The 26,505-nt window shown below is 37.7% G+C and carries 22 protein-coding genes; 5 read left to right on the top strand and 17 right to left on the bottom strand.

Annotation, left to right across the window (positions count from 1 at the left end; translation table 11 throughout):
* Positions 1-77 precede the first annotated feature (77 nt).
* From ACVWM0_RS01450 to ACVWM0_RS01425, 6 genes are all read right to left on the bottom strand, one after another.
* Entirely contained in the window at positions 78-1,004 is a 927-nt protein-coding gene (locus ACVWM0_RS01450; protein ID WP_476472879.1) for an NAD(P)H-dependent flavin oxidoreductase, read from the bottom strand.
* A 192-nt stretch (positions 1,005-1,196) separates the two neighbouring features.
* Positions 1,197-2,357 (bottom strand): class C sortase, encoded by a 1,161-nt coding sequence (locus ACVWM0_RS01445; RefSeq protein WP_476472878.1) that lies wholly within the window; start codon positions 2,355-2,357, stop codon positions 1,197-1,199.
* Positions 2,335-3,522, bottom strand: coding sequence for a class C sortase (locus ACVWM0_RS01440; protein ID WP_476472877.1), 1,188 nt, complete (start codon positions 3,520-3,522; stop codon positions 2,335-2,337). The genes ACVWM0_RS01445 and ACVWM0_RS01440 overlap by 23 nt, the downstream gene beginning before the upstream one ends.
* 73 nt (positions 3,523-3,595) lie before the next feature.
* Positions 3,596-5,131, bottom strand: a complete 1,536-nt coding sequence (locus ACVWM0_RS01435; protein WP_476472876.1) for a SpaH/EbpB family LPXTG-anchored major pilin — start codon at positions 5,129-5,131, stop codon at positions 3,596-3,598.
* Complete coding sequence (locus tag ACVWM0_RS01430) at positions 5,124-6,251, bottom strand: SpaA isopeptide-forming pilin-related protein (RefSeq protein ID WP_476472875.1); 1,128 nt, start codon at positions 6,249-6,251, stop codon at positions 5,124-5,126. Before ACVWM0_RS01430 ends, ACVWM0_RS01435 begins: the two co-directional genes overlap by 8 nt.
* Before the next feature lies 1 nt (position 6,252).
* Complete coding sequence (locus ACVWM0_RS01425; protein ID WP_476472874.1) at positions 6,253-8,895, bottom strand: vWA domain-containing protein; 2,643 nt, start codon at positions 8,893-8,895, stop codon at positions 6,253-6,255.
* 606 nt (positions 8,896-9,501) lie between these two features.
* Between ACVWM0_RS01425 and ACVWM0_RS01420 the strand changes: the two genes are divergently transcribed.
* Positions 9,502-10,455, top strand: a complete 954-nt coding sequence (locus tag ACVWM0_RS01420; protein ID WP_476472873.1) for a diacylglycerol/lipid kinase family protein — start codon at positions 9,502-9,504, stop codon at positions 10,453-10,455.
* A gap of 34 nt (positions 10,456-10,489) precedes the next feature.
* Here the strand turns inward: ACVWM0_RS01420 and recD2 are convergent, their stop codons facing one another.
* The 4 genes from recD2 to ACVWM0_RS01400 form a co-directional block, all read right to left on the bottom strand.
* Positions 10,490-12,988 (bottom strand): SF1B family DNA helicase RecD2, encoded by a 2,499-nt coding sequence (recD2, locus tag ACVWM0_RS01415; RefSeq protein ID WP_476472872.1) that lies wholly within the window; start codon positions 12,986-12,988, stop codon positions 10,490-10,492.
* Between the two features lie 21 nt (positions 12,989-13,009).
* On the bottom strand, positions 13,010-13,633 hold the full coding sequence (locus ACVWM0_RS01410; RefSeq protein WP_476472871.1) for a histidine phosphatase family protein: 624 nt from the start codon (positions 13,631-13,633) through the stop codon (positions 13,010-13,012).
* A gap of 14 nt (positions 13,634-13,647) precedes the next feature.
* Positions 13,648-14,151 (bottom strand): tRNA (uridine(34)/cytosine(34)/5-carboxymethylaminomethyluridine(34)-2'-O)-methyltransferase TrmL, encoded by a 504-nt coding sequence (gene trmL / locus ACVWM0_RS01405; RefSeq protein ID WP_476472870.1) that lies wholly within the window; start codon positions 14,149-14,151, stop codon positions 13,648-13,650.
* 203 nt (positions 14,152-14,354) lie between these two features.
* Positions 14,355-15,224, bottom strand: coding sequence for a methyltransferase domain-containing protein (locus ACVWM0_RS01400; RefSeq protein WP_476472869.1), 870 nt, complete (start codon positions 15,222-15,224; stop codon positions 14,355-14,357).
* A gap of 118 nt (positions 15,225-15,342) precedes the next feature.
* Between ACVWM0_RS01400 and ACVWM0_RS01395 the strand changes: the two genes are divergently transcribed.
* A complete protein-coding gene (locus ACVWM0_RS01395; RefSeq protein ID WP_476473633.1) occupies positions 15,343-15,990 on the top strand; it encodes a copper homeostasis protein CutC in 648 nt (215 codons plus the stop codon).
* Positions 15,991-16,028: 38 nt separating this feature from the next.
* Here the strand turns inward: ACVWM0_RS01395 and ACVWM0_RS01390 are convergent, their stop codons facing one another.
* The 5 genes from ACVWM0_RS01390 to yjbM all read right to left on the bottom strand — a co-directional run bounded on the left by ACVWM0_RS01390 (position 16,029) and on the right by yjbM (position 20,783).
* Positions 16,029-16,934 carry a magnesium transporter CorA family protein gene (locus tag ACVWM0_RS01390; RefSeq protein WP_476472868.1) on the bottom strand — a complete coding sequence of 302 codons (906 nt, stop codon included), beginning with the start codon at positions 16,932-16,934 and terminating at the stop codon, positions 16,029-16,031.
* Between the two features lie 77 nt (positions 16,935-17,011).
* Positions 17,012-18,364, bottom strand: coding sequence for a magnesium transporter (gene mgtE / locus ACVWM0_RS01385; RefSeq protein WP_476473632.1), 1,353 nt, complete (start codon positions 18,362-18,364; stop codon positions 17,012-17,014).
* 29 nt (positions 18,365-18,393) lie between these two features.
* A complete protein-coding gene (locus tag ACVWM0_RS01380; RefSeq protein ID WP_476472867.1) occupies positions 18,394-19,287 on the bottom strand; it encodes an RluA family pseudouridine synthase in 894 nt (297 codons plus the stop codon).
* Positions 19,288-19,293: 6 nt separating this feature from the next.
* The gene (locus ACVWM0_RS01375; RefSeq protein ID WP_476472866.1) at positions 19,294-20,103 is read right to left on the bottom strand and encodes an NAD kinase; all 810 of its coding nucleotides are present in this window, start codon (positions 20,101-20,103) and stop codon (positions 19,294-19,296) included.
* Entirely contained in the window at positions 20,100-20,783 is a 684-nt protein-coding gene (yjbM, locus tag ACVWM0_RS01370) for a GTP diphosphokinase (protein WP_476473631.1), read from the bottom strand. Before yjbM ends, ACVWM0_RS01375 begins: the two co-directional genes overlap by 4 nt.
* A 135-nt stretch (positions 20,784-20,918) precedes the next feature.
* On the opposite strand from yjbM, the gene ACVWM0_RS01365 reads away from it, so the two are divergent.
* On the top strand, positions 20,919-21,509 hold the full coding sequence (locus tag ACVWM0_RS01365) for a CYTH domain-containing protein (protein ID WP_476472865.1): 591 nt from the start codon (positions 20,919-20,921) through the stop codon (positions 21,507-21,509).
* 99 nt (positions 21,510-21,608) lie between these two features.
* Positions 21,609-22,220 (top strand): DsbA family protein, encoded by a 612-nt coding sequence (locus ACVWM0_RS01360; protein WP_476472864.1) that lies wholly within the window; start codon positions 21,609-21,611, stop codon positions 22,218-22,220.
* 33 nt (positions 22,221-22,253) lie between these two features.
* Here the strand turns inward: ACVWM0_RS01360 and pepF are convergent, their stop codons facing one another.
* Positions 22,254-24,065, bottom strand: a complete 1,812-nt coding sequence (pepF, locus tag ACVWM0_RS01355; RefSeq protein WP_476472863.1) for an oligoendopeptidase F — start codon at positions 24,063-24,065, stop codon at positions 22,254-22,256.
* A 25-nt stretch (positions 24,066-24,090) separates the two neighbouring features.
* On the bottom strand, positions 24,091-25,257 hold the full coding sequence (locus tag ACVWM0_RS01350; RefSeq protein ID WP_476472862.1) for a competence protein CoiA: 1,167 nt from the start codon (positions 25,255-25,257) through the stop codon (positions 24,091-24,093).
* A gap of 79 nt (positions 25,258-25,336) precedes the next feature.
* Between ACVWM0_RS01350 and queG the strand changes: the two genes are divergently transcribed.
* Positions 25,337-26,479, top strand: coding sequence for a tRNA epoxyqueuosine(34) reductase QueG (gene queG / locus ACVWM0_RS01345; RefSeq protein WP_476472861.1), 1,143 nt, complete (start codon positions 25,337-25,339; stop codon positions 26,477-26,479).
* Positions 26,480-26,505 lie beyond the last annotated feature (26 nt).

Below are 26,505 nucleotides of genomic sequence, written 5' to 3'. Positions count from 1 at the left end.
TCCAATCTAACATGTTTTTCCCTGTTAACAAAGAAAAGACGCTTATCTCTTAGTTCGAAGTAAGCGTCCTTTATGGCTTATAAAATAACTAATTTTGTGTTTTTCACTTCATCAATAATCTCATCACACATTTGTTTGACTGATTTGATTTCATGAATATTACCAATAATTTGTCCAGCCATCATTGATCCGTTATCAACGTCTCCTTCAATTACTGCTTTACGAAGGGAGCCAATCGTTAATTTTTCAAGCTCATCTCGCTCCATATCTTGCTCTTCCATTTTCAAATACACATCGGTCATTTGGTTACGAATGGTACGAACAGGGGCTCTGAATTTACGACCTGTGACAACGGTTGACGTCTCATTAGAGCTCAAAATACGTTCTTTGTAAGCTTCTGCAATTGGGCATTCTTCACTTGCAAGAAAAGCTGTCCCCATTTGAATCCCTTTTGCGCCTAACGCAAAAGCTGCCATCATTCCACGGGCGTCAGAAATACCCCCCGCAGCAATCACTGGAATGTTAACCGCTTTGGTTACCGCAGCAACCAGTGGGAAAGTTGAAATCTCACCAATATGCCCACCAGCTTCCGTTCCCTCAGCAACAATAGCATCTGCTCCAATGGCTTCCATCTTTTTAGCAATCTCAACAGTTGGAACAACAGGGATAACAATAATCCCAGCTTCTTTTAATTTAGGCATAAAGGCTTTGGGACTACCTGCCCCAGTGGTAACAATCTTAACGCCCTCTTCAATCACAACATCCATCAAATCACCACAATTAGGCATCATTAACATTAAATTAACAGCAAATGGTTTATTAGTCATTGCTTTAACCGCTTTGATTTCTGAACGTAGTTCGTCCACAGTCATACCACCTGAAGCAATGATTCCTAATCCACCTGCTTCTGATACGGCTCCTGCTAATTCATGTGTGGAAATTTTAGCCATGGCTCCTTGGAAAATTGGGTATTCTACACCCACTAATTCAGTAATGTTCTTCATTTTTTCTTCCTTCTTTCTACGTATAATTAGTTTCTATTAATTATATGTAAAAACGCTTTCAATAATAATCATCAACTTTATAAAAATACACTACCAAAATAACATATATTATTCTAAAAAGACACTATTTTGACTAAAAAAGCGTCACATCCTCTTTTTGGCAGAAGATGTGACGCGTCACATACATGTTATTTATTTTTGTTGATAGCGACGAGGTAAGGTTAATGTGACCTTCCCCTGCCCTTCTTTAAACCTTACTTTTGGCAAGAATTCTTTCAATACAGTCAGTTTCTTAGCCTTTAATTGAGTGACACCCACTTTGGCAAGTATGTTTTTTTTCTTGTGTAATCCTAATCGATACTCCCCACCTGGTAACCCTTTGAAGACTACCTTTCCATTGGAACGACTTTCTCCCACTAAAATTTTCCCTTGACGTTTAAGAGGTTTTTTTCCGTATTTTGAATACAAAACGAATACTTGATGCTCTAACGGTTTTTTTCTACTATCTTTAACATAAAAAACCAAATCATATTGACGTTTTGCTAGTAGCCACTGCCTCACCCATCGAAAGAAAAGGTAACCCACTAGCAGAAGTAACATACCTGTCCCTAAAAAAACACCCCACTCTTTGAGCTTTAGTGTTTTCTCGCTTGTCTTTGCTACCTGTGTCATTTCTTTCGTTAAAGGGACACGTTTCCCTGTTACAATCAGCCGGTGACTATTTACCATATAAGGCGTACATGTTAGGAGTGACACCAAATCCTTGTTCTTATCCAGAGCAATAACCTCGGTATCTTCTGGGGATACTGTTTCAATCCCGATGACTTCATAGGCCAAAGTATCTCCTAAAACATCTAGTAAAAAATAATCTCCCCTTGTAACCTTGTCCAAATTTCTAAATAGAATACGTTCGGCTAAGCCTCTGTGAGCAGATAATACAGAATGAGTGCCTTCCCCTCCTACTGGTAAAGAAGTCCCAGGCAACACGCCAGCGCCATTTTCTAAGACTTGGTTCGTGACCGTATCATAAATAGGAACTTTGGCATCAATACTTGGTATGGTTATGGAGCCAATCAAATGCTCCTTTAACTCAACTGACTCTTTCACCCCTTGATTAGCGTCAAATGGATCATGCTCAATAATTAATCCATCCACTTTAATCTGGTTATTACGAGTCTCCAGCTCTGTTTTCTTTGCTTTTTGTTCTTTGGCACTTAGTACTTCATGTTGTTTCATCCGTTGTTGGTCAATAAAATAGTTCAAACTATTGATGTAAAAAGGGTATAGAAAAATCATGGCTCCAATTGCCAATAAGACAAGTAACACAATTTTACGACTTATTTTTTTTGACACGATGGTTTCCTCCCTTTATTTTTTCTATTGACCATTTATCAGATTTCCCTAACACTCTTATCTTAAGATTAAATTTGCGTACTAATGGTAATCCTGTTGTGAGACGTAAACGAGCTAAGGAAGAGTCCTTCACTGGCATAATCTCATAATGATAACCTGTGACATTATTAAACGTAACGATTCCCTTGCGGTTACTCTGTGCAACTATTGGTTTTCTGTTCCTTTTCACTGCTTTTTTTGTCTTAGGATTTACTAACTGAAAAGCGATTCCTTGCACAGGTCTCCCTTTACGTAATACTCGAAAAGCCACATGATGCTTCCTTTTAAGCCCTAAGTAAAGTGTCACTTGTCGGTAAATCACTGCGAGTAACAAACTAACTAAACCTAGTATAAGAAGTAAATATCCTCCTAACAATCGGCGTTGGTGCTCTTTTACTTTCTTTGTTTCAACAGATATTTTTTCTTTATCTAAAGGAATACGATGACCTCTCACTAACAATCTATGAGTATTAACCATATAAGGAGTACACGTTACAAGGGTCATATAATCTTTATCTTGTACCACATTTAAATCATCCAAATGATCAGGTAAGACGGTTTTAATTTGATCCACTTCATAAGCTAATGGCTCGTCCAACACGGTCACATAGAAATGATCCCCTTTTTTTAAGTCCCTTACATCCGTAAAGAGTTTTTTTTCTGCTAGGCCGGTGTGACCGGTGATAACAGAGTGTGTGCTTTTACCTCCCGTCGGATAAGAAGCCCCAGGTAATAACGTGGCACCTACCTGTAAATAGTCGGAGGTTGTCACATCAAATATAGGTAAAGAAACATCAATTTTAGGGATACTGATAGCTCCGATTAAATGCTCTTTCATCTCTTTTTGACTCACAGTATGACTAGATGGTACCTCATCAAATAAATCGTCTGTTAAATCCAACCCTAATTGATGTCGCTTTTCTGCTTCTTTTTCTAAAGCAGCCTTACGAACCAGTTGTTCTTTCTTTTCCTTATCTGTCATTTCCTGATACTTAGTAATACGGTATTGGTCGACTTGTTGATTGATAACATTAGACACAAAAGGGTATAAGAAAATCAAAGCACCTGTGACAAACATAAGTGTTATCACTACTTTTAACCACATAGCTGTCTGTTGTTCTCTCATCTTCTTCTCCCCTTTTCTAAAAAAAGACGAGTAGCATCGGTTCCTACTCTCTCCGTTACTCGTCTTTTGTTATCTAAATTTCAGCTTCTACTTTTGTCCGACGGTACCATACTAAAGCACCTGCCATAAGAATTGTACCCACCGCTAAGAAGAGATAAATACCATTACCACCTGTTGATGGTAAAATACCTTTTAAGATATTAGTAATCTCATCCACTTTTTTAACTGCCTCTTTTTCATCTTTTACAACGTCAAACATAAACGGTTTGGTTAACTTCACATAATTTTTCGGTGCTTTTACTTCCACCATCGCATAAGATTCTTCTGAACTTAATTTATCAGAATACTCTAAACCTGTAACTGCAAATTCACCTTTATCATTTGATGTAAAAATAGTTCCTGTTTTGTCGCTGTCTGACCATGAATAGTTACCATTATCTAAAGTAGCATAAGCAATAATCGTTCCTGTTTCTTTTGTTACTTTCGCTAATTTAAATGCTGCACCTTGTAAGGCTTTACCACTTTTTTCATCTTTTTTCACAAATGACTTACCACCTGTAAAAATCTCTGGTCCTTGTACTGGAGGGTCCACTTGTTCATTAGGTGTCGTTGTTGTTCCTGTTTCAACTTTAGCTTCATTGTTGATCCCTGTATCAATGACTGCATCTTTTGTTAACGCCGCGTCATAAGTAATAGTCATACGATGACCTGCTAATTCTTTCACTGCTTCAGAAGCCATGTTTAATACTAATTTATAACCACGACCTGTTGCTTCTTTTTCTACTTGATAATCTGTGTCTTGTTTTAACCCTGCTACTTTAATCGTCGTTGTATCTACAGCCATACCAGCATCTGGTGTATCCACAATATCAAAATGTGATTTATCTGCTAAGTTCCATGGTAATAAAGCAGAGATAGTGTAGCCAAAGGGTTTCCCAATTTCTGCATTGTAAATCTCTGTGCCATTAACCGTTGCTTTTAATGCTTTTTTAGCGTCGTCTGTTAAGTCTTTCTTTAACATTGTTTGACGCTCATTTTTTGGATAGATATGAATGTTTGTATTCAATTCATCTGTTTCACCTTTGTAGATAGGCATGGTTAAAACAATCGGTGTTGCTTTTTGGCCAATATTAGTTGGTGAGTCTGTTTCAACAAATAAATAAGTCGCAAACGTTCCGTCCTTTTTAATCGGCAGATTAGTAAACGGTGCTAGACCTTCTTCATCTGTTACTTTTTTATCTCCAATTTGCGTTGCGTAAGCAGGAACATAATCGGTCTCAGTTGTCGCATTTTCTGTGTCTTTTACAATCGTGTTGATGGCTTCTTTAGAATCTGTTGCTTTAACTAAGCTGTTGTATTGCGCTGTCACATCATAGGCTTTAAAGGTAACATCTTTTAAGGCTGTTCCTTCAAATGTCATCTCTTCCCCTGTATTGGCCATTACTTCTGGCATTTGTCCTTCTTCAAACACACGCTTGTGCAAATTAACAGTCACAGTCTTAGCTGTTGGCTCTTCCGTTGCTGCCGCATTTGCTGTAACTGATACTCCTGCTAACATTGGTAATAATAAAACGATAAATGATACAAGTACTCCTAATTTCTTAGTCATTTTTTTCTCCCTTTCTTAATAGAACAACAGCGATCCCCATCAAGACAAAGCCCAATCCTGAAATAGCGACAATAGCTTCTCCTGTCTGTGGTAAATAACCTGTTCTATGGTTCCCTGTTTGTTTTATTGGCGTATTAGATTCGCCATGTTGGTTTGGCTCATTTGTTTTCGGTGGCTTTTTATGTTTGTCGCCATCTACTTTAGAATGAGGTATTTCTTTATTCCAAATACGCGGACGCTTTTCTTCTGTCACACTACTAGGTAGCTGACCTGCTAGCACTTCGTATAACGGCTCATTTTTAACTCTAATCGGTGTAATCATTCGCCCGTTGTCTCTGCTAGAGATGATGACCTCAATTTTTTTCGATTCTTCTGTTATTCGGTATCCCGTTGGTGCTTTAATCTCTTCAAAATAGTAAGTCCCTGGTTCAATGTTTTGGGTTGATAGTTTTACGAGCCCTTCTTCATCAGAAGTAATTTCTAATACCTTGTCTTTTGTTGGCAAAGCTTTTCGAAACATTACTGGCTCTGTTGTCACCAAGTACTCTTTTTCTTTTTGCTGATTGTAACGATAGAAAACAAAGACCGCCCCAGACAAGCTTCGCTTCTCTCTATCTTGAAGGTCTCGTCCGAATTTATAAAAATAAACATAGCCTTCTTTAGACACGGCTTTTGTTTCTATTATTGGGTCTGTTTCTGACAAGAGAGAGGCTGATATTAGTATGGGTAATACCACGTATTCTTGTTTGTTTTCAGTGAGCTCCGATTGATCCTGTAACATGAGATAGTTAACGCTCTCCTTACCATCAATCCCATACCTGTCTAGGGATAAGTTCACTTCTCCCCCTGTCATATCATAGGTGCCATACACAGGTAAATCTTCTTCAATCACCACTCGTCTAGCCTCTTCAAAGCTCAAAACAAAGGCCTCGTTCACTAACTCATCGTATTGTTTATCTGTTAGCTGATACAAGGTGAAACGACTGGGTTCTGATCCCTTGAGTTCATGGCGGATTGTCACCAAAACCTCGTTTGGATGGTTCCCATCAGCCATACTCTGTACTGGAAATAATAAGACAAACACAATCATAACTAAGGCTTTATTAATTCTTTTAAACATACTACCATCGCCCCTTTCTCTTTTGGTACAAGTAGTAGCCTGCTAAAAGTAGCCCTATCACAAACATGGTTCCTGCTACAATAAGATATTTAGTGTAACCATCACCGCCTGTGGAAGGTAACATGCCCCGTTTTGTCTCTTCATTTTTCACTTGAATATAAAACTGGTCTTCTTTAGCGTGTACTGTGATACGGTCATTCGAGGTATCTAGTAAACTCACTTTTCCGTCTATATCTACTTCAAAATAAATCGGGTCTTTGATACCGTCATATCCTTCTGGTGCTTTCGTTTCTATTAGACGGTACCGTCCTCTAGTTAAATTCTCAAACAGTAACCAACCTTGGCTATCTGTCGTTAACTCTTCAGATTGATTGCCTTGTTCCTTGAACAAATCAAAAGACGCCTTGCCCAATCCCTTATTATCTAAATCTGTTTTTAATACTCTTACAGCATACCGGGTGGATTGATTCTTAATTTTAAAATCTCGTGGCAACCCATACGTCACTAAATTATTAGTGCTTTCTTCATATTTAATCGTAAAGGTTAAAGGTTTTTTCAATTTATCGTAACCTCTTGGTGCTTTCGTTTCTTCTAGTTCATACGTCCCTTGACGCAAATGAGTAAAATGAATGAACCCATTATCAGTACTGGTGACGTTCCCTACTTTGTCTCGCTTATTATTTGTTGTACGGTATAGCGTAAATTCCGCCCCCTGCAAAAGGGTCTTATTATCGTCTGCTACTTTTTGTAATAACAGATCCGTGGTCTTTTCATCGTTGTAGATGACATTATTCTTAGGTAAGCCTCTTGCCTCAAGCTTAAACCCTTCAGTACTTTTTTCCACTTCAAAATAAATAGGTTCTGTCATTTTCACATACCCTTTAGGTGCTGTCACCTCATCTAGAACGTACAGCCCTTCGGACAATTGATCAAAGGTAAGTTGTCCATCGTTATCACTCGTGACCTGCTTTATTTCGTCATAACCGCCATATCTATTTTCTTTAGATAACCTAAATGCCGCACCAGCTAATAAGGCACCATCATCCTTGCTTTGTTTACTAAAAGTTAAAGTAAGCAATGGCCGTTTGGCTGATACAGAAGGAACTGCAAAGCCGAAGTCTAAGGCTTTAGGACTGGTGACATAGGTCCCGCCATTCGCTGGGTATAACTTACCATCCTGATACGCCTCTTTCAACTGCACTTGATAGGTCAACCTAAGTCCGTTAAACCATCGTTCCGATACATTACCATCTAATGTCAGATGAGACAATGTCATACCAGATTCATTACTATCAATCACTAATTGATTCGTATAATCACTTTGTGCCAACCGTTCAGAGGGTGTTATTTTAGGATTAGTATTCGCTGTCACCTCTATTTTAGATCTCTTAAGCGTGTCAGGTCTCATGGTCACATACGTGCTCATTGGATCCGTTAAAGTCATCTCTTTTAAAAAATCATTATGGTTGATATCATTTTCGATATTTTTTAGAATGCTGTCCATCCCTTCAGTATCCATGGTTGTAAAGCTACCATTAGGACCAAGGCTATTTAATACATTATCAATATTTTTATTAGAATGACGATTGAGCCCTAATCCAATACTATACTTAGCTATACCTGTGTTCATCTTGTAATACTGATTCGTCGCATCAATGGTCATTTGACTTAATTTACTCGCATCGTATCGGTTCGTACCATCTCCATACAATGAACTGTATCGATAATCACCTGAATCATAGTAATTATAATACCTATAGCGGTACTGACTGTAATAGTCATTCGATAGATAATTAGCTATCCTATAATAACTAAACGTTGGTTCACCATCCGTTAAAATAATGAGGACTTTTTCAGCCGTTGGTCTTGACCCTTTGTTCCTGTCATTCAGTAAACTAAACCCTTCGGACACGCCTAAAACAGTCGGTGTCCCTGAGTTATTAAGATACCCTCCACTTAATATTTCGTGTTGATTCAACTGATTTACATCAGAAGTAAACATGGTTGGTGCCCGTCCACTGCTAAATTTAGCAACATCTGTGATAGGCGTCTCTCCAAGGGAGCCAAAACCAACTAAGCCATATTGGGCATCGATATAAGGACTGCTAGAAATATTGTTAGTAAAGCGTTGTACCGACTCAGTTAACGCTCTCCACCTAGTCTTACCTCTACCGTACTGGTCGTAAATCCATTCTTTCATACTAGTTGATTTATCTACGACAAAGACAATGTCTACTTGTTTCTTTTCTTCTGACTTTTTATAACCACCTAACACATCTAACTGAACATCAAACACCGTGGGATCATCTGTTGGCTTGACTATTTTCTTCGTATAAACATCACCTTGTTCTACTTGATATTGATGATATCCCCCATCAAATCCTCTTTCCCAGTAAGGAATTCTCCCTGGTTCTGTCTCGTACTTATAATTTCTAATCGCTTCAGACCGGTTATTTCCTTGATAAAGAGTGGTGTTATTTTCAGGATAAATTCCTTTCCTATTACTGTCATTCACATATCTGAAAGGGTCTTGATAATTTGCTGCAAACGCCATCGGCAACTCAATCATTAAACTACTCATTATCATTACGAGCGTCACAATGATAAATACGACTTGACTTCTCTTATTTTGTTTACAAAGCACCAAAACCCCTCCTTTTTTTGTCATGTTCATTTTTAAAATTAGTCCTTTTTTCTGACTATTTATTTATACCAAAATTGTGAAAAAAAGACCCTGTCATTTATTACAATAGCTTATGTAAGATATGAAAAATTTTCAGAAAACGCCTTTTTATATACGTTATATAAACAAAAGAATGTGATTTATTTAATCAGTAGTTTTTGATACAAACCCAATAAAAATAAGACGTTTTTCCAAAATAAAAAACAATATTGGCTGTTTAACTTGAAAAATCGTTCAATTAAGATTGTTATTTTAAACATCTGCTCATTTTTATTTCTCATTAAAATATAATTTTACTCATAAAAAAGCCATTAAAAAGCATTAAAACGTTATTGTAGTAGCATTAATAGTTCTGGTTACATGTTAAATTACACATATTATATTATTTGTACTAATAAATGAATCCTTCAAAAAAAGAGGGTTAACATTAATGTCCTTTATTTTCCCTCTTTATTTCTACTCCGCCTAATCAAAAAAGGCCTCTTTTTCTTTTTTATTCCTCTCTCTAAGCAAAAGTTCGGGATTTTTGGTATTATGTTTAATATGAAGAATAAAAGGAGCACTTTCATGGGAACAATGAACTTACATATTATCGCCAACCCCTTTTCAGGATCTGGCAATGGTCACAAAACTCTCACGACGACCAAGAATTATTTAACACAACAAAACGTCCCTTTTCATATATATGAAACGCACTATGCTGGGCACGAGAAAGAATTAGTTAAGACTCTTGTTAAAGAAGCTCTAACTGATTGGGAGCATCAAGCTGACACTTTTCCTCTATTAACAGTTATTGGAGGGGATGGAACACTCCATCAAGTCTTAAATGCCATTCAAGATTATCCTAATATTCCCATTGCTTATATCCCAGGGGGCTCTGGTAACGACTTTGCTCGGGGAGCTGGTATTCCTTTGAATACAAAGCAAGCGATTGATAATATCATCCAGCTAGATATACCCAAATCCATTAATCTCTTACAAGCAATGGATGAAGATAATAAAACTTTATCTGTTCTTAATAATGTGGGCATTGGCTTAGATGCTTTTATTGTTTCAACCGCGAATCAATCGGCAGCTAAAAAACGACTTAATCAATATGGACTTGGTTCCCTTTCCTATCTCTTTGCTGCAATCAAAGTCTTGTTTCAACAGAAAAGTTTTCCTATTGCCTTTACTTTAGATAATAAAGAAACCATCTCTTTTGACAAAGCTTATCTTTGTACTACGACAAACCATCCTTATTTTGGAGGGGGAATTGCCCTAGACCCTACAGCAAGCTTGTTGGACGATGAATTCAGCCTTGTCATTGTGGAAAAGATTAACCTCTTTAAAATTATTTTTTTAGCTATGCAATTGCTTAACAAAAAACATCTCGGCTCCAAACACGTTCATCACTTTAAAGGTAAATCCCTCAACATCTCCTCTATAGCGCCAGAACATGGACAAGTAGATGGAGAAGCCTTGGGACAACGCAGTTATCACTTGCAATTCGAATTAAAAGAACGACTTATGTGGATTTAAAAAAACACGACTAGTAAAACTAGTCGTGTCTTTTTTAATTATACTCATAAGGCGAGCAACCTGTCATACCAATCATCGGGTCTACCATTCCACGCCTAATCATCTCTGGTGTCAGTATAAACGTTCCACTGTTTTCCTCAACCTCATCTTGTTGGAACAAAGATAATTCCTGTACAGGTTCTTCTTGGGGCTTTGTTTCTACTGTCATTTCTTGCCGTGTTTCTTCTACCCTTTGTTTCACTTCATTCTCAAGTTCTTTCTCGTAGCTTAACAACTGGCCATCGCCATTGGTTAGACGTAACTTTAACGTGGTTTGACGTGGCAGTGTTTCACTTTCAATGGCTTGCTGAAATGCTTCAACTTCACCTACTAAAATAAGAAAATCTTTACTCCTTGTCACAGCCGTGTAAACTAATTTTCGTTGAAGCATACGTCCGTATTGCTTGACTAGAGGTAAAATAACCATGCTAAATTCACTTCCTTGAGACTTATGAATGGAACAGGCATAAGCTAGTGTAAATTTATGCCATTCGTTCCTCTTATAAACCACTTCAATGTCATCAAATAACAAGGTCATTTCATCTATCTTATCTTCGGTTTCCTTACCATAAGTAATCCCTGTAATGACACCAATGTCTCCATTAAATACATTAGATTCAGGACTATTAACGAGGTGCAAGACTTTATCACCGATGCGATAAGTCTTATCCATCCACGTTACTTCTTTACGCTTACCTGAATCATTATTATTCAAAATACCTTGCATCATGATATTCAGTTGGTCAATCCCTGCTTTGCCTCGGTACATAGGTGCCAAGACTTGAATATCTTGGGCTTCAAATTTCTTCACTTTTGCCCGTTCAACCACTTGACCGACGACAGACTCAATTTGATCCACACGACACGGGATAAAAGAACGATCTTTTTGATTTTTCATAAAATCTGCAGGTAATCGGCCTTCTTTCATCTCATGAGCCAAAGAAATGATAGTAGAACCATCCTCTTGTCTATAAATATCCACAAGTTCTCTTTTGGGAATATCTGGGACGCCTAATAAATCCGTTAGTACTTGCCCTGGACCAACAGATGGTAGTTGGTCTTTATCCCCCACAAAAATCACTTGCATGTTAGTAGGTATCGCTTTTAATAACGTATTAGCTAGCCATGTATCCACCATGGACATTTCATCCACAATCAATAAGCCACCTTCAAGCTCCTTACCATCCATCAACGGATCTTTTTCTTGGCCTGTTAGACCCAATAAACGGTGAATCGTACTTGCTGGTAAACCAGTCATGTCATTCATCCGTTTCGCTGCACGACCTGTTGGTGCGGCTAAGAGAATGGGAAATACCTCTTGTGTATAATCAGTTATATCAAGAGATAAGCCATTTAATTCAGCAAATAGATTAACAATCCCATTAATCACAGTGGTTTTACCCGTACCTGGACCTCCCGTTAAAATAAAGAAAGGCGAACGAATGGCCTCTTTTAAAGCCAATCTCTGAGATTCTCCATAGGTCATCCCGGACTGTTTCTCCACCATGGCAATAGTCGCATCGATGTCTTTTTCTTTGTAGACAATCTTCTTCTTGCGTTTTAGCATATGTCGAATCGAGGTCGTCATGCCTATTTCCGAAAAATACAGAGACTTTTCATAAAGACGTGTTCCCTCTTGAACGATAACCTCTTCTTCACCAAGTCTAATTATCTCATCTGCAATGGCTTCAGGGTTTATCTCTACTGCACGACTACTTTCTAATGTCGTTAAAGTCACCCCAAGAAGTTGCTTGGCCTCCATGTAAGTATTACCTGACGCCAAACAATCCTGAAATAATTCATGTATAATAGCTGCCCTAATTCGTCGTGGCGAGTCGGCTTCAATCCCAATTTTCTCTGCTAAATTATCCGCTTTTTTAAAGCCTACCCCGTCGATATCCTCTACCAATTGATAAGGGTTTTCTTCAATAATTTCTAATGTTTTTTCCTTATAGAACTGATAGATACTAAAAGCTAGTTGGTTACCAAATCCCATCTCATTAAGACGAATAACCACTTGTTCCATCCCATAGTTTTTCTTTAATGTATCCACTAAGGTTTGGCGCTTCTTAGCATTTAAACCAGGGACTCTTTCTAGAATCGTCGCGTCCTCTATGATCAAATCAATAGCCTCTAAACCAAGCTCATCAATAATTCCTTTAGCTGTTTTTGGCCCAATACCTGGAAATTGATCACTAGACAAATAATGAATCAGTCCTGAACTTGATGAAGGTTTATCTTGTTGATAATGGGTAACTTGAAATTGTTCCCCGTACTTGGGATGCTGGATAATATTACCAACAAACCGGTAACTTTCTTCTTCCCTGATTTGTCCGAATGTTCCCGTCACCACAATTTGTGTGTCTGGAAAATCAGTGTTTGTCTCTGTTATATTGATGAGCATCACCTTGTAAAAATTGGTAGCACTCTCAAAAAAAATGGTTTCTATCTGACCAACCATGTACAACTCTGGTGTTGTGTCATCTGGTAACATTTCCTCACCTCCAACTCTTGGTTATTTATCTAAAAAACTAACATCATTCCATCGTTCTAAGGTATAAATACCATCTGTCACATCAATAATACTTAAACTATTATTGTCCAGACCACCTTGAGCTCTGATTTCAGCCAAAGGTGCACCCGCTAGTCGTTGAATACAACCTGTTAATGTAGCACCGTGACTAACAAAGAGTAATGGCCCTTCTGTATTTTCTGACACAGCTTGGGTCACAACTGACATGCTCCGTTCAAGCATTTCTTCATAGGTTTCCCCACCAAATGGACTTGGATCATATTTGTCAGGTTCAAATCTCAAAGCATGCATCTCTTCTGGGTACTTTTCTCGTGTCCACATGATTTTTTGCCCTTCTAATTCTCCTAACCCTAACTCTTTTAACGCGTCTTTGTATTCAATCTCTGGTTGATGAACCAATTCTTTTACTATACCTTCTGCCGTTAATCTCGTACGTTTCATGGGACTAACATACACTCTTTCAAAAGCAATCTCTGATAAATGTTTTCCCAATGCTTCAATTTCTTTAAAACTTTGAGGAAGTAATGGAGAGTCCCCATTCATTCCTTGCAATCTCATATCATTGTTCCATTCTGTTTTACCATGTCTTGTAAAGTATAGTTTCATGATTACCAACCCTTCTAGCTTAATTTATCGTTGTCGTAAATGTGACTCTTTTCTAAGCCCACAAAATCTTGTTGTCTTAACGCTTCATAAATAATTAAAGCGGCTGTATTTGATAGGTTTAACGAGCGGACATGCTCATCATTCATAGGTATTCTAAGACAACTTTCTTCTCGTTCTCTCATCAATTCTTCTGGTAAGCCAGTGGTTTCTTTCCCAAACATGAAGTAGTGGTCTTCACCATCAGCAAAATTAACGTCGCTGTACGTTTGTCTCGCAAATTTAGTAATCAGGTGAAGTTGTTTCCCTTCAACTGTTTCTAAAAATGAGTCTAAATCTGCGTGATAAGTAATATTGACATCATGCCAATAATCTAACCCTGCTCTTTTTAGTTGTTTATCATCCGTTGAAAAGCCTAAGGGTTCGATTAAATGTAAGGGTGTATTCGTTGCTGCACAGGTACGGGCAATATTTCCCGTATTGGCAGGAATTTGTGGTTCGTATAAAACAATATGATTCATTATAATTAACTTCTTTCTGTCTTTAAATAGGTTATTTTTTGGCATAAAAAAAAACGTACCGCCTCGGTGTCAATTCACTGCGAGTCGTTACGTTGATGAGCGTCACCTCACCAACTTTTATCAGAACAGGAATCTGATAAAAACCGTTGAAAATGACTTTTATTCATTGTAGCATCTAACTGTGAAAAGAGCAACCAGATTTTCTAGTCTCCGGAGGTCTTTCCGATTAGAATTTTCACATCAATGGTTAAAGCATCAAAATAATGGGAGGCAGCGTATTCCCGTGACTCTTCACTTGCGCCCCAGTGAACAGGGGACATTTTTAAAACATGCTCATAATTTTCTCGCGAGATTGGGTAGCGGTACGTGATATCTCTCTCTTCCACAAGTACTAATTCTTTTTTAAATTTTTCATAGACTTTTTCATTAGAATAATGTTGTTTGTCCACATTATCGCGGTAGAACAACTCTCGTAATTCCTTTAAGTAGTGTTCGTTGGGGATAACTTTAACAATCATACCGTCTTGTTTTAATAAACGCTTCACTTCGCTGTATTGTACGGGTGAAAAAATATTAAATAAAACATCGACACGCTCATCTAACACAGGCACACTTGTAACATCTCCTAAAAACCAAAAGGCCATGTCACTGTAATCACTGGCTAACTGTACCCCATCTTTTGATAAGTCAAAGCCCATTTTCTTACCCGGTAAGTGACCTATATCCGTTAATTGTTTCAAAAAACTACCTTCTCCACAGCCTAAATCTATCATCACACTGTCTTCTCCCAGTTCAGGTAACAGGTCAATCATAGCCTCTAACACCGGGTGATACAACCCATTCATAATCATCTGACGTCGATGAGTCAACATGGCTAGATCGTAGTCTGTGGTCATTGGATGATCCGGAAAATGGATGGTTCCTTTTTTCGATATATTATATCTATGACCCTTAGGACACAATAACGAGGTCTCATCTAAGCCTTTAAAACCACTTAAACACGTTGGGCAACGAAACATCGATCCTTCTTCTTTTAAAAATTGCTTCGCATAGTCTATCTTCTTTTTTTTCATCTTATTGAAGCTCCTCAATACAAAATATTAAAATTATCATATCATAAATACTCTCGTTCTGTCTGTGCTTTGTGCTATACTAAAATAAAAAAATGGTTTAAATGGAGGATACCTCGTGATTATCAAAGAATTTTGTGCTGAAAACTTTACCCAAATACCCAAAGCAATTGCTGCTGGTGCTAATAGAATTGAACTATGTGATAACCTAACAGTGGGTGGGACAACAGTGAGTAAAGGGGTTATGGTTGAAACCTTAGCTTATTGTAATGAAAAGCAAGTACCCGTGATGACGATTATTCGCCCTCGTGGTGGTAACTTCATCTACAATGATACAGAAGTAAAAATGATGGAAACAGACATTTATGAAGCCAAGCAACTAGGTGCTGATGGGATTGTCATCGGCTGTTTAAATGAAAGTGATTGGATTGACGAAGAAGCCATGCTTATTTTACTAGAAGCTGCCCAAGGTCTACAAGTGACTTTCCATATGGCTTTTGATATGATGTCTCGTGACGATCAATTTAGAGCCATCGACTGGTTATCTGATCATGGTGTCGAACGCATTCTTACTCATGGTGGTCCAACACACACACCGATTGAGCATCATTTAGAATACATCAACGATTTGATTTCCTATGCAAATAACCGTATCACCCTGTTACCTGGTGGCGGTGTATCTTACGAAAATTTAGATTCAGTGGCGTCGTTCTTAAAAGCAAAAGAAGTACACGGCACTCGCATTGTTGATTTAAATTTTATTAAATAAAGAAGAAGCCATTCCTTTATGAAAAGAATGGCTTTTTTTTACATTTTCCGACGTCTCTTTAAAGCAACAAACATCCAAACAATTAAAATAACAGATAAAATAATTAAGTATATCCACCCATACTTATGATCAACTACAGGTAAATTAATGTTCATTCCAAAAAAACCTGTGATAAGGGTTGGTATGGCTAGCGCCAAAGACCACACCGTCAAAAAACGCATAGTGTCATTTAGATTGTTATTCATAATACTATCAAAAATTTGAGAAATTTTGTTCACGATTTTGACTTCTAAATCTGTCATATGGGATAACTGTTGTGCCTCAATGATAACGTCACTCAATCGTTCCCTCTCATCCTCTGAAAATTGCTTACCAAATTTGGATTGTTCTAAAGATAATAACGCTTCTAAATTAGTTTCCGTTGCACTTAAAAAGAACGTTAACGTCTGTTGTAAAGAAGCCAATTGTACCAAATCTTTGTTGGTTAATCGCTGTGTTAGTAAATCATCTAGTTTGTGTCGCTCTTTTGTGACTTCTCTCAACACCGGGAAAAAACCTGCCAAATAATAGTTCATTCCTTCTAATAAAAAATCCAGAGGTGTCACTATTTTCCCCTCATCTAAAAGTCTATCCAGACCATCTGTTTCAACAAAAGGTTCTCCCTCATAAAAAGTAAAAACATATCTCTCCTTCACTAGAAAACTAATCGGCCGAGTCAAATACTTATTCTGACCGGATAATTTACTTGGAATATGCAAGATCATTAGCTGGATATCTGTGTCCTTATCAACAATGTAATTACTTTGCTCGTAGATATCCGTTACATAGTCTAAGCTTTCAAGAGGCAAGTCATAATCCGTTAATAATGTGTTCTTTTCAGCTTCTGTTAAGTGCATGGTGTCAACCCAAATCAAATCGGGATTAATTTTTCGTTCTATTAGCATGTCAGTCACCTCTTCTGTCAATTTACTCATCTTATTCATTATACAATAAAACACAAGACCATAAATAGTCCTGTGTCTTATTGCGTCCCTGTAAAGAATGATAGGAACAATTTAGCGATATTAAAATAAATAAGCACACTGGTTAAATCACTAAGTGTTGTAATGAATGGACCACTCGCAACAGCCGGATCAAACCCTAGTTTTTCCATCAACATCGGGATGATACTTCCCGCCAAATTAGCTACCGTAATCGCACACATCATGGCTACCCCAATCACAAAACCTAAAATAAAGTTCTGCTTCCAGACACCAACAACTAAGAAGATAACGACCCCTGTGACAAAACCAGTTAACAGACCCGTTAGAACTTCCGTTAACACTAAGCGGCTAATATTGATGTTCTCTTCATCTGTCACAGCTAGTCGCCTAACCGCTACGGCTAGAGATTGCGTCCCAGCATTACCAGCCGTTCCTGTAATTAAGGAAATAAATACAGCTAATATGCTTGCTTCACTAATTAACTCTTCATAATTACTAATTAACGTCGCCGTTGACATCCCTAAAAATAGTAACGTAATCAACCACGGAAGACGTTTGCTTGCCGCTTTGATTGGAGACTCTGTCATATCATCCACATCAACCCCAGCTAATCCAGAATAATCACTTGTCGCTTCATCATCAATCACATCAATGATATCATCGACTGTGATAATACCAACGAGTTGTTGATTATAATCTGTCACGGGAATAGCTAGTAAATCATAATCTCTAAAGACCTGAGCCACATCTTGTTGATCGTCATCTACGTCCACAAACATAATACGTTCACTCATCACGTCTGAGATCATTTCATCGTAATCACTCACAATCAAATCCCTTAAAGACAGAACCCCAACCAATTTATTGTCTTTACTTACCACATACACGTAATAAATAATTTCAGCTTCTTTGGCTTCTTCTTTCAAAATAGCTAGTGCAGATTGCACCGTCTGATTGGCGTAAATCGACACATATTCAGTAGCCATGATAGACCCTGCTGTTTTATCTTCATAATGCAGCAACTCTTTTAGTTCTCTTGCAGTATCAACATCCATCAAACTTAAGTACTTACGGATATCTTTTTTCTCTAATTGACTTAATATATCCACGGCATTATCGGTAAACATCTCCGTCAGAATGCTCGCCACGTATTCTGGATGCATTTCGGCAATGTATTCTTTGATGTCTTGATGGTCTTCTTCCACCACATCTAACATATCTGCCATTTCTTTTGGTGAAAGATACGTATATAATCTATCTCTCAACTCTTTATCTAAAGTTAGATAAAATTGGCCTTGATCGTATAAATGCCAATCCAACCATAGTGTTCTAAATTGAGACATCTTCTCGTCTTCAAGAAGCTGTCTCAACAAATCCATCTGTCTATCCATATCTATGATGTCACTCAATAAGACTCCCCCTAATCTATTGGCACTACCAATCGCTTCATATCGTTTGGTATTTCTTGCCTTAATTCTAATGGTTCATTTGTAAAAGGATGACGCAATTCTAATCGCTCACAGTGGAGCGCTTGACGCTCAATCCCCCGGTCCATCTCTCCCCCGTACATGCTATCCCCAAGTAAAGGGTAACCTATCGCTGAAAAATGAACTCTAATTTGATGTGTGCGACCAGTATGTAGCTGGATACCTACACTAGCAATATCATCGTGGCTATTTTTAATGGTGTATTCAGTGATTCCCATTTGACCGGTTTCAATGACTTGTCTCTTTACAAGGGACGTCACGTCTCGACCAATAGGTAATCGTATAACGTCTTCTTTTGGTAATGAGGAAATATCACCTGAAACAAGAGCCACATAGAATTTTTTTAATTCCTTACTTCGTAATTGACGATCCATCATAGCATGAGAAAAACCATGCTTAGCAAATAACATCAACCCTGTCGTGTCTCGATCTAACCGGGTCACCACATGAATGACTCGGTTCGCGTAGCCTTGTTGGTTGTAGTAATACTTCACCCTATGAGCCATAGTATCCTCTTTGTGATACTGAGACGGAATAGACGCCACACCACTTGGTTTATTCACCACAAGTAAATGGTCATCCTCAAAGACAATATCGATATCACTTTTATAAGGTATTAACGTCTCATGTTCCCCTTCATCAGGAATAATAACCGTTACCTCATCACCAGCCACCACAAATTGGCGCACGGTTTGTTCTTCACCATTAACTAATAGTTGACCTCCATGAAACTTTACTTTAGCTAATAACTTTTTTGACATCCCTTGCTCTTTTAAAAAAGTACGTAACAAGGTTTTTTCCTCGGTCACAGACCATATAAATTCCATATACTGTTAATCCTCTCTACCCCATCCACCAATAAAGGCGTCATTCACTCTGTGCCAAAAATGAGTATGGCGGTAGTAAGCAAAATGGATGCGTTTCTCAGAAATTTTATAAGTAACATCTTTTAAATCATCAAAATTATGGACTTGATTATCCACGTGTAATTGGTAGTCTTCCCCACTTTTCACTGCGATTCGAATCCATTCATCTGGCGCAATAATAACAGGTGAGCCTAAGGACCGGTAAACCCGGTTATTAATGGAGGCTACCTCGTTTAATTGTAAAGCATTAACTCTTGGATGAATTACCGCCCCACCTAAACTTTTACTGTACGCCGTAGAGCCTGTTGGTGTGGAAACCGATAAGCCATCTCCACGGAATTTCTCAAAACAATCCTCTTTAATATAAACATCTGCCACCATCGTCCGGTGAATGTTCTTAATCGTCGATTCGTTCAGTGCTAGAAATTTCGTTTTGTCATGTTTACCATGCTGACTCATGCAGACGTCTAATAGCGGGTATGAGACACTCTGCAAGGGTTCATTTTTCAAGCTATCAACCAATGACTCTATTTCATAATCTCGCCAATCTGTATAAAAACCTAAATGTCCCGTATGGACACCGATAAAAATCACCTTATCTAAAGCGTCTTCGTATGCGTGAAAGCCATTTAGCAGAGTACCATCTCCACCCACTGTAATGACTAAATTAGGGTCTTCTGCTGTGACAATAAAATTAGCGGCCTCAAGTTTTGTTATTAATTCTGTGGCTACTTTTTTAGATTTTACCACGTCATTTGTAATTACTGCTATTCTCACAACTCACCCTTCCTCTCCTTTGCCTCTCGTCCTTCTTTCCTATTAGGGGTATCAGGCCGAGGTCTTCTATATGAAAACATGTGTTGCGCTTCTTGGATTTCATTTCTAATTTTAGACATCTCTTCATCAAGTAAGTAAGCAGCCTCAGCTGTCAGTTCTAATCGCTTATTAATTTCTTCAGGAAACTCTCCTTGATACTTGTAATTCAAAGAGTGTTCGATCGTCGCCCAAAAGTTCATGGATAAGGTTCTAATTTGGATTTCAACAAAAATACGTTTTTCCCCAGAAATCAATTGGACCGGATATTCTATGGCAATATGATACGACCGATAACCACTGTCCTTTTTATGAGAAATGTAATCTCTTTCCTCAATAATTTTAAAATCTGTTCGTTTCCTTAATAATTCAACTACCTCATAAATATCTTCAACGAACTGGCACATGATTCTTAAACCGGCAATGTCATGCATTTCAGACTCCAAATGGTTCATATCCATTCCTCGGATCTTTGATTTGGTGATAATGCTTTCTTTCGGTTTTACTCGACCTGTCACAAACTCAACAGGAGCATGTAAATCTTGCTCTTTATACTGTTGTCGAATACTTCTTAATTTAACTTTAAGCTCAGCTACTGCTTGTTCGTATGGTGCTAAAAAAAGATCCCAATTTCTATCTGTCATCATTCATCGCCGCCTTATCTTTCAACATCAGTTTACATTTTATCATAACTGACTTTAAAAAGTTAGTCGCACCAACAATTATAAAAATTGACTTTACTAGACATTTTTTTTAGAATGTCTAATAGAGGTGCAATAATGACAACTGAATTAGAAATAGAATACAAAAATTTATTAAAAGCGTCAGAATACGATCACTTAACCCATCTTTTTAAAGATAACTTAACGCGGTGTATCAACCAAACAAACGTCTATTTTGATACGCATACACAGGATTTGAAACTTAAAAAAGCCGGATTACGCTTACGTTTGTTGAAAGACAAAACAGAATTAACCTTAAAATGGCCCACAGAGAATGAAGATGCTTATCTGGAATATACAGATGTATTGCCTTCTATGGATCCCGAAATAACACCTACTTTGACTCTGTCCTTTCCAAAAGATAGCCTGGTTGAAAAAAAATTAAAAGAGGAACACATTCCAATAGATCAACTCATGAACATCGGTGCTTTGACTACCTATCGACAAGAATATCAATTGCGTGATGATATTTTGATGGTTTTAGATGAAAGCCATTATTTTGGTAAAACAGATTATGAATTAGAAATGGAAGTAGCAGATGCCTCTATTGGTAAAGAGTATTTTGACACATTTTTAACCACACATCACTTGAAACGTGTGCCTACAGCAAAAAAGATTGCTCGGATGATGGCTCAAAAAAATAACTAACACGTTTATTTTCACAAGCCTATTACTTTATAATTAATGGTATATCTGTTAAATTATAAATGAACGACAGATTAGGTGGTATTGAAGGAGGCGAGAAGTTTGACTGAAATTTATCTTTTTGTCAATCCATTAGGTAAATATTGTCTAGAGACTGAAAAGAAATTTTTAACATTAATATCTAATGAAAAAGAGAAGGTGCATTTTCGATTGATTCCTATTTTGAATCCAAAAGTACTTCAACATTATATCGTTCAACACCATCTTCCACAGAAAGACTTGGATTATCGTAACGATTTAAACAATGCGATTTATTCCGCTTGCTTAGATGTTAAGACCGTACAATTACAGGGTAGGCATTTAAGCCGTAAATTTATTTTGTCCTTACAACAACAAGTTGGCAATCTAGGTAAAACCTATTCAAACGATTTAGTCCTAGATATCCTATCAGATATCGGTGCTAATGTAGAGGATTTTAAAGCTGATCGCCAGACAAAATTAGTCGTAGATTTCTTTAAACTCGATCAACAAATGTCACATGAAATGAATATCGAACGGTTTTCAGATGCTGTTATTTTTAATTATCATTCTGATAGAGACTTTGGTGTCCTTGTGACTGATAACATTTCCCAAGGTGACATTCAAGCGTTACTAAAAACAGATTACAAACATAAAGTAAATCGTTTTAACTTTAAAAACCAATTACATAATTAAAAAATGCCAAGCTAATCAGCTTGGCATTTTTCTTTATAATTTTTCGATTAACGCTTCTAATTCATTAAGGCGCTCTTCAAATAGTACCATTGTATCCTCAATATAAGTCGGTTGCGTCATATCTACGCCCGCTTTTTTAATCACTTCTATTGGGTAATCACTGCTTCCAGCTTTTAGGAAATTAATATAATTTTCTAAGGCATTTGGCTCATTGTTTAATATTTTTTGTGATAACGCCGACGCTGCTGAGAAGCCAGTAGCATATTGGTATACATAATAGTTGTAATAAAAATGAGGGATACGGCTCCACTCAAAAGCAATTTCAGGGTCTCTCTCAACAGAGTCTCCGTAATATTTCGCATTTAAATTACCATAGTAATCACTTAAGTAATCACTTGTTAACGGCACGCCTTTAGCATCTTCTGTGTGAATAAAATGCTCGAATTCAGCAAATTGTGTTTGACGGAAGATGGTTCCTTTTACGCCATCTAAATAATGATTTAAAATAAACGCACGCACGTGAGGATCTTTTTCAGTTTCTAATAGGTACTCTGTTAACAAGTTTTCATTTGTTGTTGAGGCAATCTCAGCTAAGAAGATTGAATAATCTCCATAAACGTAAGGTTGTGTTTTACGAGTATAGTAACTGTGAACACTGTGTCCCATTTCATGTACTAAAGTATATAAATGGTTTAGGCTTTCGTGCCAGTTTAATAAAATATAAGGTTTTGAGTCATAGCTTCCTGAAGAATAAGCACCACTTCGTTTGCCTTTATTTTCTACAACATCAATCCATCTATCTGCGTATGCTTCTTTAACAATTGCTAAGTACTCTTCACCTAAAGGTGCTAAGCCTTCTAATGATTTTTCTTTGGCTTCGTCGTAAGAATAACGAATTGGAGCATCCCCTAAAATAGGTGTATACATGTCATACATGTGTAACGTATCCACAGCCAATAATTTTTTACGTAATGCCACATAACGATGTAATAAAGGCAGATGAGTATCTACAACATCTAACAACGTGTCATACACTGATTCTGGAATATGGTTGTTGCTTAGTGACGCTTCTCGTGCCGATGAATAATTTCTAATCTTCGCTTGATAATTATGTTTTTTGACATGAGATGTTAAGGTGCTTGCAAAGGTGTTTCTAAATTGTTCGTACACACTGTATAATCCCTTAAATGCTTCCTCACGCACTTCGCGGTTCGTACTTTCAATTAATTGACCATACACACCACTTGATAGTTCTACTTTATCTCCATTGTCGTCTTTAACAGTTGGAAACACTAAGTCAGCATTATTTAACACAGAGAACGTATTGCTTGATGCATCAAAAATCTCAGCTGCTCCAGCTAATAAAGCTTCTTCTTTTGCAGATAAAACATGTTTGCGGTTATCTGTCATTTGTTTAATAAAATAACGGTACACAGCTAATGCTTCTTCTTCTTCAAAATAAGCCTCAATGTCCTCATCTGTTAAGGTTAACAACTCAGGTTGGAAGAAAGCAACCGCTTCTCCTGCTTGTGCTGCTAATGAGCTAGCACGAGCGTACAAGCCTTGATAAGTTGTGTTACCAGTGTCTTGGTCATTCTTCAAATGAGCGTAGACATATAAACTTTCAATTTGGCGATACACTGATAATGTGTATTCAATGGCTTTTAAGAAAGCTGACGCCCCATCCTTCAATGTTCCTACATAATTTGTCGCTAATGATAACTCCTCTTTTAACGCCTCAAAAGCCGTATCAAAGGCTGCATCATCTTTAAACAGTGGACTTAAGTCCCATGTCAGTTCTTCTGGTAAATCCGAGCGATTTGGTAATTGTTTTGTTTCACTCATAATCTAATAACCCCCTTCTAATCTTCTACTTAATTATCATATCATATTTTAATGGTAACCAGAGGATTTCTCGCTCAATTTTTGTCTGGTCAATCGGTGTTTTTACTAAAAAAAAGACCTTCTCTCCCATATCGGACAACCTACTCGCTAATCTGTGATGTTCCAATAAACAAGAGACATAGACAATAACGCTATACGTCATGCAGTCCTGGGTGTGACCATAGTCATCCAAAACGACACCATCTAATGTGGACTGTTCCTTGATATAAAACAAAATATCCTTGATAGTCCCGGTGTCATGCTCACTAAAATAAGCACAAACATAATAACGAAGGATTATCTCATGACAGCCTAAAGTCGGGTGATACATGGTGGGATATAATAACATCCTAGGTAATGACAACACATTCAAGTGATGCTCATATAAAAAGGATTGCAACGTCATCATCTCTTTTTGTTGGTGCCTGAGTTTCTTTTGACACTTTACTACAGACTGTTCTTCATAATCCTCTAAAATCGGGCTCTTGTAGGCCACTGTTTTCTTTTTGACCTTCGCTGTGACTATCTCAAGCAAGGAACTCTCAGTGAGCGACCAAATTTTTCGCTTAAAATACAATCTCGAATCATGTTCTGTGATACCATATAGTAAATGAATTTCTGAAGCGTCAATATGATATTCATACAAATGGCAACCTAGGTTCAACGTAGTCTGAGCGACCTGCTTATGTAGATCCCTCATCCTATGCTTGAGATGTAGCGTGGGGCCTAGCAACCAGATGACCTGATAGCCGTGAGTCTGATAGTGACTCGTTCTTTCTTTCAGACGAGCTTCATTCAAGGCGCTACATTGTACTTCTATGGCTAAGTTAGGAGAAATTAATACATCTGGCCGCTGCTTTAATTCAGGTAAATAGGCTTCTAATTGCGCCTCGTAACCGAATCGTACAGCGTTAGACATAATTTTTTCCTTACCTAGTAAGTGAGCCTGTGATTCATTGTCAGAAAAAGCCTCACACACGTCCTTTGACCAATGAGAAAAGTGGCTCATTTGATGGGGGCCATTTTTGATGACCACTTTCGACTGACACGTTGGACAATACCATTGTTCTTTTTTCAGCCCTTCTATCTCTGATTTAGTTAAACGACTTAAGTCTTCCCATTGCTTGTCACTATTATGTGCCATCAACATCATCTTCAACTCCTTTTTTATAATATTCGTTAAAGGAGAGAAAATACTTGAAAACCATCACTCTTTATTTAGGAGGTTACCTATGTACACGGAACTGAAACAACAAATTATTACAGCAAGTAAAGAAATAGGCATTGATAAAATCGGCTTTGCTTCTGCTGAGCCGTTTGATCACTTAAAGGATAGTCTAGAAGAACAAAAAGAAAAAGGTCATACAACTGGATTCGAACATCCTGTTATTGATGAACGGTTATATCCTGACTTAATTTTTGATCAACCCAAATCGATTATTTCAATTGCTCTAGCTTACCCTTCTCGTATGTCTACTCGAGCTAAATCCATTCGAGGAGAAAAAAGAGGACGCTTTGCGAGAGCCTCTTGGGGGATTGATTATCATAATATCTTGAGAGATAGACTGGAAAAACTTATTACCTACATAGAGGAAACTTGTGAATCCGACGACACCATCACCTTTAAACCTATGGTAGATACAGGAGAATTAATTGATGTTGCTGTTGCCCAACGAGCGGGCCTAGGTTTCATCGGGAAAAATGGCTTACTAATTACAGAAGAATTTGGTTCTTATGTTTATTTAGGGGAGATTATCACCAATATCCCTTTTGAACCTGATACACCCATGGAGAATCAATGCGGAGAATGTACGAAATGTATCGATTTTTGTCCCACCTCAGCTCTACTAGGCGATGGTCGGATGAATGCTCAGCGTTGCCTCTCTTATCAAACTCAGACCAAAGGCTACATGCCAAAAGAATACCGCCCCAAAATCAGAACCATTATTTACGGGTGCGATATCTGTCAGGAAGTATGCCCGTTCAATAAAGGAAAAGATTCTCACTTCCATGAAGAAATGGAACCAGACCCAGAAGTCGTACAACCTTTACTGAAACCTCTTTTGACTATTTCTAACAAAGCATTCAAAGAACAGTTTGGTTACCTCGCTGGTTCATGGCGTGGGAAAAAACCGATACAACGAAACGCTATTATCGCCCTAGCTAATGCTCGAGATAAATCATCTGTACCCAATCTACTTCAATGCGTGGAACACGATCCACGTCCAATGATTCGTGGTACCGCCGCGTGGGCTCTTAGTATGATTAATCCTCATAATTTGGAAGTAAAAAAATTCTTAGAAGAACAACGTGAAAAAGAAACCGAAGAAGAAACCCTTCTTGAATTTACAGAAGCGATTGATCACTTTAACTAACGCCTTTCATGAGAGTATTACGGGCT

The organism is Vagococcus sp. 211 (genome assembly GCF_056322705.1).
The sequence above is the reverse complement of the archived record's forward strand: the minus strand, read 5'-3'. Positions and strand labels throughout refer to the sequence as shown.